Raw genomic sequence first — 11820 nt, 5'->3', positions numbered from 1 at the left:
AAGGCGGGTGGTGCGTATATGCCGTTGCACTCGGGGTTGCCGGTGGGTCGGGTGCGTGAGTTGGTGGGTGGGTCGGGGTCGCCGGTGGTGGTGGTCGATTCCGGGTTCGTGCGGGATGGGGCCTGGCCCTGGGGGGAAGGCGAAGGGCCTCAGCTGGTGGTCTGCGACCACACGGGGTTGGCAGCTCGCACGGTGACGGGTACGGACGTCGGTGGTGTGCGGCCTGGTCAGTTGGCGTATGTGATGTTCACGTCGGGGACCACGGGGGCTCCGAAGGGGATCGCGGTCACTCATCAGGGTGTGGTGGATCTGGCCACGGACACCTGTTGGGGTGTGGATGTGGACAGCAGGGTGTTGTTCCATGCTCCGCATGCTTTTGACGCGTCCACCTATGAGATCTGGGCCGCGTTGTTGTCGGGTGGGCGTGTGGTGGTGGCTCCTGCGGGTGAGGTCGACGCCGAGGCGCTCTCCCGGCTTATCCCTGTGCACGGGGTGACGCACCTGAGTCTGACCGCGGGCATGTTCCGGGTGGTGGCTGAGGAGTCGGTGGAGTCCTTGGCGGGGTTGGTGGAGGTCACCACCGGGGGTGATGTGGTTTCGGCTTCCGGTGTGGGCCGGGTGGTCGAGGCTTTCCCGGAGATGGTGGTGCGGACGACCTATGGTCCGACCGAGGTGACGTTGTGCGCCACGCAGGTGCCCTGGCGGGGTGGGGTGCGTCCGGGCGAGGTGGTCCCGTTGGGGTCGGGGCTGGACAACACGTCGGTGTTCGTTGTGGATGAGGGGTTGTCCCTGGTTCCGGCCGGGGTGGTGGGTGAGCTCTACATTTCTGGTGCGGGTCTGGCCCGGGGGTATGTCAACCAGCCTTCCTTGACCGCTTCGCGGTTCGTGGCCTGTCCTTTCGCTGCTGGTGAGCGGATGTATCGCACCGGGGACCTGGTCCGCTGGACCCAGCGGGGCGAGCTGGTGTTCGTGGGTCGCTCCGATGACCAGGTCAAGGTGCGGGGTTTTCGTATCGAGTTGGGTGAGATCGAGGCCGCGACCACGGCTCTGGACGGGGTGGCTGACGCGGTGGCCTCGGTGCATCAGAGCGCGGATGGTGACAAGCGTCTGGTGGCTTATGTGGTCCCCGAGCCGGGCAGGACGATCGATTCTGAGCGGGTGCGTCGTGACTTGGGTCGGGTGGTGCCGGAGTACATGGTGCCCTGGGCCGTGGTGGCACTCGACGCACTGCCGTTGACGGTGAACGGCAAGGTCGACCGGTCCGCGCTGCCTGCTCCGGAGGTGGTTTCGGGTGCGGGTCGTGCTCCGCGCAACCCGCGCGAGGAGGTCCTGTGCGGGCTCTTCGCCCAGGTGCTGGGTGTGGAGCGGGTCGGGATCGATGACGACTTCTTCGCTCTGGGCGGGCATTCGCTGTCCGCGACCCGGTTGATGGGCCGGGTCCGTTCGGTTCTGGGTGTGCGCGCGGGAGTGCGGGCACTCTTCGAAGCTCCCACGGTGGCGGGATTGCTTCCCCTGCTGGACGAATCCGGGCCCGAGCAGCCCAGCCTGCTGAAGAAGCGCCGATAGGGAAAGGGCGATCCTCCTCCGGGAGAAGCGTTCTCGGAATGCCGTTTCTCTCCTGCTCGCGTGTGAACGGCTGTGCATTTCACTGTATTTTCCATGGACAATGGGGAGTGGGATTTGAAAACTCTGCCGACCCTGGTCAAGGGTGACGAGCTACTTCTTGACGATTCACTCGAAGACGTCTACGAGGCTTCTCGGGACATCTCGAAGTACCTTCTGATGCACTACGGGTCCCTGGAGGACGTCTTCGGGGAGCGCGACCATCCCCTGGCCATGGCGCACGGGTATCCGCAGCGCCTGTCGCGGGTGCTCCAGCTCGCCGCTTCGCGGACGCAGACGAGGGTCCTTCGAGCCCTGGACGTCGGATGCAGCGTGGGAGGGGTCTCCCACGCGTTGAGCGGCTGGGTCGAGGAACAGGTGCTCGGACTCGACGTGAGCGCACGCTCGATCGATGTGGCCTCCTCGTTGACCCTGCATGGAGGGGGGACCTTCGGCGTCATCCAACAGGGCCCGTTCAGCCAGGAGGTCACCTTCCGGGTCCGGGACGAATCGGAGCGCTGCGAGGTGGGTTTCCAGGTCGGCGACGCCTGTGACCTGGACGGTCTGGGCTCCTTTGACGTGGTGGTCCTGTCCAACGTCCTGGACCGGGTGCCGGACCCCGGTGGCTGCCTGGACCAGTTCCTCACCGAGGGCGGCCCGTTGAACAGCGGCGGCTTACTCGTGGTCGCCTGCCCCTGGTCCTGGTATCCGGAGTTCAGCAAGCCGGAGAAGTGGTTCGGGTCCCCCGACGGCTCGATGTCCAGCGAGGACCATCTCAAGGAGAGGTTGAAGGCGGGGTTCTCCCTGGTGCACGAGGGGGACGAGCCCGCCGTGCTGCGCCAGAACCCCCGGGAGTACGACTACTTCAACGCGCACGTGACGGTCTGGAAGAAGTTCTGAACGGTGCTCCGACGTCGGACGGCACCCTGAACCCGGGTCGTCGGGAACCGTTCCCGGCGACCCGCGGGTGGCCCGCGGATTCCGCGGTCACCCTGGTCCGATCGCTCCTACCGCCTCGCGGCACGGCGTGGCGGCACTGCCGAGGGCAGTCCTGCGCGGGCGCCGGTCCGGACCGGGCCGACCTTTCTCCGGAGTTCCGGTGGTCGAAGAAAAAGCGGGCATGAAAGGCCTCGTGTTCTCGATTCACCCGGCCTCCCGGGGCGGGAACCGCCAACTGGAATGGACCGGGTGCACGGGGTTACCGGGGGCGGGTACTTACCGCGGTCGGCGGAATTCCACACCGCTGTGAGAAAACGGTGTGTGGAGCGGCCGTTCGCTGATCCGTCCGGTTCCCTGCCCGCGTCAGCCGTTGCCGTGCTGCTCCTTCGGGGGGAACCGCCGGACCGCGGTGATCTGTTCGGCCATGCGGCGGAGGGCGAGAAGGAGGGGTTCGGCCAGCGCCGTGCCCAGCACCACGTACCGAACCGCCTCTTCGGGATCGTCGACCGGAATGTCGGAGATCTCGGCTGCCGCGATGGTCTCCACGGCCCTGAGGTACGCGGTCATGACGTTCGGGGAGATCTCGAACCCGGCCTGGCGCAGGGCGTCGAGGGACCTCGCGACGTCCTCAAGGCACTCGCGCTCACACATCCCCGGCTGCCACCCCAGCCGTTCGGCCAGCCGCTCGGCGTCGGTGAGGTCGATCCCGCCCTCGCTCCGGGGTAGGACCGCGGCGTGTGCGGCACCGATCAGATCGGACACGTTCTCCGGCGGGTCGTCCAGGGTGGCGATGACCTTCCGTGCTCCGGCCACGCTCACTCCGGCGTCGATCAGCGCGCGAACGACCCTGAGGCGGTGGAGGTGGATGTCCCCGTAGGCGGCCCGGGTCGCCGACGTTCGCACTCCCTCCGGTAGCAGGCCCTCTCGCAGGTAGTACTTGATCGTCGTCACGGGCACACCGGACTTCGCCGACAGTTCCGCCATGAGCATCGTGGCACCCCCTTGCTTTAGAGAGTAGTGCTATCTAGTATTCGATAGTGTCACTATCTAGCAGAGGGAGCGGCAATGGCCAAGGTTGTCCCAGGACGGGTCACGCACCAGTACGCGGGGGAGCTGGTGGTGTTCCACATCGGTGCGACGTTCAACCACTGGTGGCGGCCGGACCTCTGGTTCTCCGTCGAGTCCGCCATGCGGCGGATGCTGCGCGAGCTCTCCGAGGACCCGGACTCCGGCATGCTCGGCTACGACATGCTGTTCAACCACCGCGGGCCGTACATCGTGCAGTACTGGTCCTCGGTCGACAAGCTCTACGACTACGCCTCCGACCGGTCGTTGAGCCACCGGCCGGCGTGGACGGAGTTCAACGCCATGGTGAGGAAGAACCCCGACGCGATCGGGATCTGGCACGAGACCTTCGTCGTCGAGCGGGCCGAGAGCATGTACGTCGGGACCCCTCCCATGGGGCTGCCGGGGGCCACCGAGATCCGGCCCGTGGAGAAGCGGCACCACCGGGCCCGCGCGCGCCTGGCGGACGGGGTCACCGTGCCGGCGGAGAAGCCGGTGGAATGACGCTCGGCCGCCCGAGCCGGTTGGGAGCGGTGGCGGCGCCACGACGCACTCCGTCGGCAGCCCTCCGCCCATGACGAGGATGGGGGACTGGACGCGTCGCTCCCGGAGACCACGCGGGGAGGGGCCGGCCGTGTCAGGCCGCCGGTTCGGCCGCTGCCCGGCTCGCGGGCCAGGGCGCTGGTTGCGTCAGCGGAGCGGTCCCGCCCCTGTCCGGAGGGAGACCGGCGGGACTGGAGCGGTCTGACGTCCCGCCTCGAACCCGTGACCGGGTGACATCCCGGTCACGGGCTTCGTCGATCCCCCGGGTACGGACGCCCGCCGCCCTAGCCTCGCAGCAGGTCCCCGAACCCGGCCACCGCCCGCAGGGCCTGCCGGGGGTTGAGCCGGGGGTCGCACGCCGAGCGGTACCGCCGGGGTCCCCGCGCGCGCAGGTCGGACAGCTCCGCGCACTCCAGCACGTCGTCGGGGGTGATCTCCAGGTGCAGCCCCGCCGGGGGGACCCGGTGCGAGCGCAGCACGCGGACGAAGTCCTCGATCTCCGACAGGACGTTCTCGACCAGGCGCAGCTTGCGGCCGTCCGCCCAGCGCTGGGTGTTGGCGTGCAGCGGGTCGCACAGCCACAGGACGGGCGCGCCCCGCCGCAGCGTCTCGGACACCAGGTCCGGCAGGTGCCGACGCACCCGCGACGCGCCCAGGCGCACGATGAAGGACAGGTGGCCGGGGACGCCCTCGGGGTTGAGCGCGCGGCTGAGCCGGACCGCGTCCTCGGGGGTGGCGCCGGGGCCGAGCTTGACCCCGACGGGGTTGGCCAGGCGTGCGGCGAAGGCCACGTGCGGACCGGCCGGGTCGCGGGTGCGGTCGCCGATCCAGAGGGTGTGCGCGGAGCAGGAGTGGCGTCCGCGGACCAGGGGTTCCTCGTAGTCCAGGAGCAGGGCCTCGTGCGAGGTGAACACCCGGGGCTCCCCGGCCGCGCGCACCGCCTCCAGCACCTGCCGGGAGTGGTGGAGGGCGCGCAGCATCCGGAGCGGGTCGGCGGCGCGGGCCCGCGGGTCGGGGGCGTCGTCGTTGACGGCGTCGCCCCGGTAGCTGGGCAGCACGGTGCCGTCCGCCGTCTCCTCCCAGGGGGAGGAGCGGGGTTTGGCGTACTGGCCCGCGATGCGTCCGACGGTGACGACCTCGGCGCCGCCGCGGCGGCCCAGGAGAGCGGCGAGGTCGCGCAGCTGGGCCAACCGCTGCGCCGTGCGCGACGGCGTGGCCTCGGCGAAGCGCTCGGCGCACTCCCCGGCCTGGAGGACGACCGCGTCGCCGCGTGCGGCGCGGGCGTAGCGTTCACCGAGGTCGCGGACCTCCTCCTCGGTGACCAGGGCGGGGGCCAGCGCGAGGGAGCGGCGCACACGGTCCAGGAGGCCGGGGTCGGTTCCGGCGGGGAAGGCCGGGTACGCCACCCCGGCGCTCACCGGGTCCCCCGGTCCGCGGCGTCCTCCAGACCGCGGCGCAGCCATTCCTTGTCCACCTTGCCGACCCTGGTCAGCGGGAGCTCCGCCACGTTCTCGATCCGGTCGGGGACCTTGAAGGCGGCCAACCCCAGTGAGCGCAGGTGCCGGGAGACCTCCTCGGAGGAGGGCGGCGGCCCCGAGCAGACGAGGAAGGCGCAGGAGGCCTCGCCCAGGAGGGGGTCGGGCACGGCCACGACCGCGCAGGAGCGGACCGACGGAAGGGCCGTGAGGGCGTCCTCGACCTCGGCCGCGGCGATCTTGTCGCCCGCCCGGTTGATGACGTCCTTGGTCCTGCCCTCCACGACCAGGTGGCCGTAGCTGGTCAGGCGGGCCAGGTCTCCGGTGCGCAGGAAGCCGTCCGGGGTGAAGGCGGCGGCGTTGGCCTCCCCGGCCCGGTAGTAGCCCCGGATCGTGTAGGGGCCGCGGACCTGGAGGCGTCCGGTGGTGCACGCGGGCAGGGGGCGGTCGTCCTCGTCCACCACGCGCACCTCGTCGGCCGGTGACAGGGGGCGTCCCTGCGTGGTGGTGCGCATGCCGAAGGAGTCGTCGGGACCGGACTGGCTGAGGATGCCCTCGCCCATGCCGAAGGACTGCTGGACGCGGCACCCCAGGGCGAGCTCGGTCTCGGCGACGTCGTCGGCCGAGGCCCTGCTGCCGCCGACCTGGACCAGCCGCAGGGTGGAGAGGTCGCGGTGGGTGAGGTCCGCGGCCTCCGTCCACAGCGCGGCCAGGGAGGGCACCAGGGCGGTGACGGTGACGCCCTCCTCCTCGACCAGGGCGAAGGCGTCCTCGGCGTCCGCGCTGTCGCTGAGCACGACCGTGGCGCCGCGGGAGAGGGCGCCGAGCACCCCGGGGCAGCCGAGGGCGTAGTTGTGCGAGGCGGGCAGGACGCACAGGTAGACGTCGTCGGGGGTGAGTCCGGCGTTGTCGGAGGTGATGCGGACGTTGTAGGCGTAGTCGTCGTGGGTCCGCGGGATGAGCTTGGACCGGCCGGTGGTGCCGCCCGAGAGCAGGAACAGGGCGACCTCCCCCGGGTCGGTCGCGGCCGCCGGAGCCGGCGGGCCGGTCACGTCGGCCAGGCGGGTGAAGGCGCCCGGGTCCCCGTCGACGATGACGTCCAGGCCGCCTCCGGCGTCCGCCCGTACCCGCGCGGCCTCCTCCCGGTGGTCGTGGCCGCGGTGCCGGTCCGGGACGAGGTGGGCGACCGCCTCCGAGACCCGGCACAGCTCCAGCAGTTCGGCGCGGCGGTGGGAGGTGAGCGCCAGGACGGGGATGGCGCCGATCCTCAGCAGCGCGCACAGCGCGGTCACGAACTCGGCGGTGTTGGGCAGCTGCACCAGGACCCGGTCGCCGCCGCCCAGCCCGCGCTGCCGCAGGCCCCCGGCCGTGCGGGCGACCCGCTCGTGCAGCTCCCGGTAGGTCCAGCGCCGGGAGCCGCAGACCAGCGCGGTGCGCTCCGGGTGCGCGGAGCACCAGGTGTCGAAGAGTTCGGCCAGGGACCGGCCGAGCCAGTACCCCTCCCGCCGGTACCGTCGGGCGAACTCCTCCGGCCAGGGGACGCATCCCTCGAGCACGGCCGTCTCCTTCCTCGGGGCCGGTGCGTCCGGCCCCGGCGGGTCGTCAGGGGGACATCCACTCGGTGGTCCAGGGGGCCCCGGCCCCCGGACGCCGGTAGAGCACGCGGTCGTGGACCTCGTCGCTGCGGCCCTGCCAGAACTCGACGCTGTCGGGGACCAGGCGCAGTCCGCCCCAGAATTCGGGGCGCGGGACCTCCTGGCCCTCGAAGCGCCCGGCCACCTCGGTCAGGCGCTCATGGACGGACCCGCGTCCGGCCAGGGGGCTGCGCTGGTCGGTGGACCAGGCGAGCACCTGCACCGGGCGGGGCAGGGAGGCGAACCGGTCGTCGGATTCCAGGGGGGACAGGCGCTCCACCACTCCGCCGACGCGCACCTGCCTGGCCAGCTCCAGCCAGCCGAAGCACAGTTCCGCGTGGGGGTGGACGGCCAGGTCCGTGCTCTTGCGGCTGGTGTAGGCGGTGAAGAGGACGAAGCCGTGGTCCACGTGGGCGAGGTCGATCCAGCGGGCGGAGGGCCGGTGTCGGTCGTCGGTGGTGGCCAGGACCGCCGCCGCCGGGTCGTGGGGGGCCGTGGCGCGCCAGTCGTCGTGCCAGGCGGAGAACAGGTCCAGGGGCGAGTCGGGCAGCGCGTCGGCGTCCAGACCGGTCCGCCGCAGAGCAGCGCGCCGCTGGGCGATGGCCGTGTCCGTCATGGCTTCCTTTCCGGGGGCGCCGAACGGGTTTTTCGAGGCGGCCCGTTCCTACATGTCGCTTATATATGGACTTGTTCCACAGTAAAGCATATTATGGTGCGCGCCGGAAGTGTCCGACGGAAAAGGAGGAGCGCCATGCGCGGCCCCGGAAGAACGGTGGACCTGCTCAGGGAGAGGCACGCTGCCATTGAGGAACCCGTCGAATTCGAACTGCTCGGACGCTGCTGGCACGCGCTCCCGGGGGTCTACGCGCCCCACCTGACCACCTCCGCCGCGCTGTACTCCGCCTGGGTCCCCTTCCCGGTCAACGGGGCGTTCTGCGAGGTCGGATGCGGTACGGGCTACCTCTCGGTGCTGGCCGCGCTCAGCGGATGCGCCACCGTCACGGCCACGGACATCAGCCCGGAGGCCGCGGAGAACGCCCGGATGAACGCGCGCGAACACGGTGTGGAAAACAGGGTGCACGTCTACTGCGGCGACATGTTCGAAGCCGTTCCCGAAGGCGTTCTCCACGACGTCGTCTTCTGGAACTCCAATTTCCTCAGCGCCGCCCCGGAGGGTGGTGTGAAAAACGGTTTCGACCGTTCCCTGTTCGATCCTGAATACGCCTCGCACCGCGCTTTCATGCAGAACGCGGAGAGGGTGCTGGCCCCCTCGGGCCGCCTCCTGCTGGGGTTCACCGACCTCGGTGACGCCGACCTGCTGGAGTCGGTGGCCGCCGACTGCGGCTGGCGCACGGTCCCGCTGCGGCGGCACCTGGGCCGTTACCCCGAGGGGTCGGTCCTCTTCGAGCTGCGCGAACTGGTTCGGCTCTGATCCGCCTCCTCACGTGTGGGCCCGGGCCGCTCAGGCCCGGCGCCGCAGGGACCTCAGGGCCAGGGGCGCCAGCAGGGCCGTGGCCGCGGCGAACCACAGGGCGCTGATCGCCAGGGGGGCGGCCACCGGCCCGCCCGCCGACAGCCCCATCAGGACCTCGTGGGTGCTCGACATCGGGTTGAGCCGGATGACCGGCTGGGCGGCGGGCGGGAACGCCTCCAGCGGGACCAGCCCCGACGACAGCAGGAGCAGCAGGGTGATGGGCGAGGTGAGCGCGCCCGACACCGCCTGCTCGCTCCGGGCGCGCAGCGCCACCACCAGCGCCAGCCACAGGAACATCCAGGCGAAGGCCATGACCACGCCGAAGAAGGCGAGCGCGGCCCAGAAGCCGACGGTGAAGCGGAAGCCGAACAGGTACGCCGCGGCCACCGTCACCACCGCCACGGTCAGCAGCCGTGCCAGGTCGCCCAGAAGCCGCCCGGCCAGCAGCGCCGGACGCGACAGCGGCATGGTGTACAGCCGGTCGAGGAATCCGGTGCGCACGTCGGTGTGGTAGCCGACCCCGGTGCCGACACAGGCGTAGGCCGTGCCGAACAACACGATGGCCGGAGCCAGTCGCGCGACGTAGGACTCGCCCGTGGCACCCGAGACGACCTCGCCGAAGATCACCAGGAGGGTGACGAGCAGGATGAGGGGGAACCCGAAGGCGTCCCCGAGCAGTTGCGGGCTGCGCAGGAACCTGCGCAGTCCCCGGCCCGCGAGCAGGGCGCTGTCGTACAGCACGGTCACACCGCCTTCCGGAAGGAGCGGACGGCCGCCCACGAGAAGACGGCGCCCAGCGCGGCCGTCCACACCAGGGCGGGCGCCACGGCCCCGGCCACGCCCTCGCCGGTGGCGAGCGCGCGCAGCGCGTCGATGACCACCGAGACCGGCGAGGCGGCGATGACCGGTTCGAGCCAGCCGGGGAAGGCCTCGGCCGGTACGAACGCCGTGGACAGCATCAGCAGGGGCAGGTAGACGAGGTTGAGGGCGGCCGACACCGACTCGGGGTCGCGTGAGGCCAGCCCGACGGCGCTGGTCCCCGCGGTCAGCACCAGCCCGAACAGCACCGCGAGCGCGACGAAGCCGAGCGCGGCGGGCACTCCGCCCCCGAACCGGAAACCGGCGACGAACCCGCACAGCAGGATGACCGCCACGGAGACCAGGGCCCAGACGGTGTCCGCCAGGAAGCGTCCGACCAGCAGGGCGCCCCGGTTGACCGGCATGGAGCGGTAACGGGCGATGAGGCCGTCGCGCCGGTCGGCGGCGAGCATCGGCGCCGCGCTGTTGGCCACCGAGAACATCCACTGCACGATGATCGCGGGCGGCAGGAACTGGGCGTAGTCGACGCCCTGCTGCCCGAGCAGCCTGCCGAAGAGCAGCAGGAAGCCGAAGACGAAGACGGCCGGGAACACCCCCAGGGTCACCAGGGTGCCCGCGTCGGCCCGGGCGCGGATGTTGCGCCCGGCCGTGGCCGCCCCCTGGGCCAGGAGGTTGCCCAGTCCCTGCTCCGTCGCCGCCGCGGTCGGTGGAGCGCTCACCGCGATCCCTCCCCGGTTCCGCCGGCGGGCGCCTCCGCGTCCCGGGCCGGGCCGCCGGTGGACGCCTGCGCGCCCTCGGGCGGGTTTCCGGTCAGGTGGAGGAAGACCTCGTCCAGGGTGGGTCTGCGCAGGCTGAGCACCTCGGGTTCGATCCCCGCCCCGTCCAGGGCGCGGGCCAGGCGGGCCACCGTGCCCGCGTCCGGCGCCGGGACGATCAGCGCGCCGTCCTCCTCCTGGACCCCGGCCGCCTCCGAGCGCAGCAGTTCCCGGGCGCGCCCGCGCTCCTCCGGGGGGACCCGCACCTCGCACACCGATCCGCCGACCCGCGCCTTGAGCTGCTCAGGGGAACCCTCGGCGACGAGTCCTCCCCGGTCCACGACCACGACGCGGTCGGCGAGCCGGTCCGCCTCCTCCAGGTACTGGGTGGTGAGCAGGACGGTGGTGCCCGCGTCGCGGCGCTCGCGCACCACGTTCCACAGGTCGCCGCGCGTGCGGGGGTCGAGGCCGGTGGTGGGCTCGTCCAGGACCAGGACCGGCCGTTCCACGATGAGGCTGGCGGCCAGGTCCAGGCGCCGCCGCATCCCGCCCGAGTAGGAGCCCACGGAGGCGTCCGCGGCGTCGGACAGGCCGAACCGGTCGAGCAGCTCCCCGACCCTGGCCTTGGCCCTCGCCCGGGGCAGCCGCAGCAGCCGGGCGAAGAGCATCAGGTTGGCTCGGCCGGTCAGGACCTCGTCGACCGCGGCGAACTGGCCGGTGAGGGCGAGGGAGGAGCGCACCCCGGCGGGGTCGGTGCGCACGTCGTGTCCGTCGACGACCGCCGTCCCGCGGTCCGGGACGAGCAGCGTGGAGAGGCAGTGGACGAGCGTGGTCTTTCCGGCGCCGTTGGGTCCGAGGAGCGCGGTCACTGTTCCGGGGGGCACGTCGAAGGTGACCCCGTCGAGCGCGGTCACCTTTCCGAACGTCTTTCCGATTTCCTCGACCCGTATTCCCTGGACACCCACTCGGTGGTCGCCTCCTTGCGTTCTCTGGTGAACCCGTCACGCCCTTTTTCCCCGCGGCGGGGGCTGCCATGATGCCACAGCCGAAGCCTCGCGAAGAAAGGGTCGCGAAAGGCGGATCGCCGCCGGGACGGCGACCCGCCGCGGGCGGCGCCGATCAGGACGAGACGGGCGTCTGCTGGTGGAACAGCAGCCGCCAGGCCCCGTCCCTGCGGGCGTAGACGCTGGTCATGTACAGGCGGTAGACCATGTCGCGGCCGGTGACCTCCGCGGTGGCCCGGTAGGTCAGGACCGCGCTGTCGTCGGTGATGCGTACCAGTTTCGGATTTTCCAGGGTGAATCCGACGAACGGGCTGTCATTGGCCTCGATCTCCTCCACGAGGTCCTGTCCGGTTCCGACGCCGTCGTGTTCGACGACGACGGTGTCATCGGTGACCATTTCTCGGTAGAAGTCCGCGTTCGCGCTGGAGATCGCCTCCCATCCGCGGTGCTCCAGGTCGAACAGTTCCTTGAGCAGGGCGTCGGCGGTGTTGTCGGACATCGTTCTCTCTT

12 protein-coding genes are annotated in these 11820 nt (G+C 71.2%); 4 read left to right on the top strand and 8 right to left on the bottom strand.

What is annotated here, in order from left to right; all coding sequences use genetic code 11:
• Together G011_RS29545 and G011_RS0105360 are read left to right on the top strand one after the other, a co-directional pair.
• On the top strand, positions 1-1566 hold a 1566-nt coding region (locus G011_RS29545; protein ID WP_036552254.1), incomplete at its 5' end, for a non-ribosomal peptide synthetase.
• 93 nt (positions 1567-1659) lie between these two features.
• A complete protein-coding gene (locus G011_RS0105360; protein ID WP_019607600.1) occupies positions 1660-2502 on the top strand; it encodes a methyltransferase domain-containing protein in 843 nt (280 codons plus the stop codon).
• Positions 2503-2904: 402 nt separating this feature from the next.
• Here G011_RS0105360 and G011_RS0105355 read toward each other — a convergent pair whose 3' ends face one another.
• The gene (locus tag G011_RS0105355) at positions 2905-3531 is read right to left on the bottom strand and encodes a MerR family transcriptional regulator (RefSeq protein ID WP_019607599.1); all 627 of its coding nucleotides are present in this window, start codon (positions 3529-3531) and stop codon (positions 2905-2907) included.
• Positions 3532-3606: 75 nt separating this feature from the next.
• Between G011_RS0105355 and G011_RS0105350 the strand changes: the two genes are divergently transcribed.
• A complete protein-coding gene (locus tag G011_RS0105350) occupies positions 3607-4110 on the top strand; it encodes a DUF4188 domain-containing protein (protein WP_019607598.1) in 504 nt (167 codons plus the stop codon).
• 323 nt (positions 4111-4433) lie between these two features.
• Here G011_RS0105350 and G011_RS0105345 read toward each other — a convergent pair whose 3' ends face one another.
• The 3 genes from G011_RS0105345 to G011_RS0105335 are packed head-to-tail and all read right to left on the bottom strand — an operon-like array spanning position 4434 to position 7874.
• Positions 4434-5567, bottom strand: coding sequence for a 3-deoxy-7-phosphoheptulonate synthase (locus G011_RS0105345; RefSeq protein ID WP_019607597.1), 1134 nt, complete (start codon positions 5565-5567; stop codon positions 4434-4436).
• Positions 5564-7180 carry a (2,3-dihydroxybenzoyl)adenylate synthase gene (locus tag G011_RS0105340; RefSeq protein WP_019607596.1) on the bottom strand — a complete coding sequence of 539 codons (1617 nt, stop codon included), beginning with the start codon at positions 7178-7180 and terminating at the stop codon, positions 5564-5566. The genes G011_RS0105345 and G011_RS0105340 overlap by 4 nt, the downstream gene beginning before the upstream one ends.
• A 46-nt stretch (positions 7181-7226) precedes the next feature.
• The gene (locus G011_RS0105335) at positions 7227-7874 is read right to left on the bottom strand and encodes a pyridoxal 5'-phosphate synthase (protein ID WP_019607595.1); all 648 of its coding nucleotides are present in this window, start codon (positions 7872-7874) and stop codon (positions 7227-7229) included.
• 135 nt (positions 7875-8009) lie between these two features.
• Here G011_RS0105335 and G011_RS0105330 point away from each other — a divergent pair, with 135 nt between their 5' ends.
• Positions 8010-8690: a methyltransferase domain-containing protein gene (locus G011_RS0105330; RefSeq protein ID WP_019607594.1), complete on the top strand. Its 681-nt coding sequence runs from the start codon at positions 8010-8012 to the stop codon at positions 8688-8690.
• Between the two features lie 30 nt (positions 8691-8720).
• Here the strand turns inward: G011_RS0105330 and G011_RS0105325 are convergent, their stop codons facing one another.
• The 4 genes from G011_RS0105325 to G011_RS0105310 all read right to left on the bottom strand — a co-directional run bounded on the left by G011_RS0105325 (position 8721) and on the right by G011_RS0105310 (position 11809).
• Positions 8721-9479 carry an ABC transporter permease gene (locus G011_RS0105325; RefSeq protein WP_019607593.1) on the bottom strand — a complete coding sequence of 253 codons (759 nt, stop codon included), beginning with the start codon at positions 9477-9479 and terminating at the stop codon, positions 8721-8723.
• Positions 9476-10270, bottom strand: a complete 795-nt coding sequence (locus G011_RS0105320; protein WP_019607592.1) for an ABC transporter permease — start codon at positions 10268-10270, stop codon at positions 9476-9478. The genes G011_RS0105325 and G011_RS0105320 overlap by 4 nt, the downstream gene beginning before the upstream one ends.
• Entirely contained in the window at positions 10267-11271 is a 1005-nt protein-coding gene (locus G011_RS0105315; protein WP_036552207.1) for a daunorubicin resistance protein DrrA family ABC transporter ATP-binding protein, read from the bottom strand. The genes G011_RS0105320 and G011_RS0105315 overlap by 4 nt, the downstream gene beginning before the upstream one ends.
• A 154-nt stretch (positions 11272-11425) precedes the next feature.
• Positions 11426-11809, bottom strand: coding sequence for a nuclear transport factor 2 family protein (locus tag G011_RS0105310; protein ID WP_019607590.1), 384 nt, complete (start codon positions 11807-11809; stop codon positions 11426-11428).
• Positions 11810-11820: the final 11 nt, after the last annotated feature.

Origin of the sequence: Nocardiopsis sp. CNS-639, from assembly GCF_000381685.1 — a bacterium.
Taxonomy (GTDB): domain Bacteria; phylum Actinomycetota; class Actinomycetes; order Streptosporangiales; family Streptosporangiaceae; genus Nocardiopsis; species Nocardiopsis dassonvillei.
Note: the sequence above shows the minus strand (reverse complement) of the source record. Positions and strands in the feature narration are given on the sequence as shown.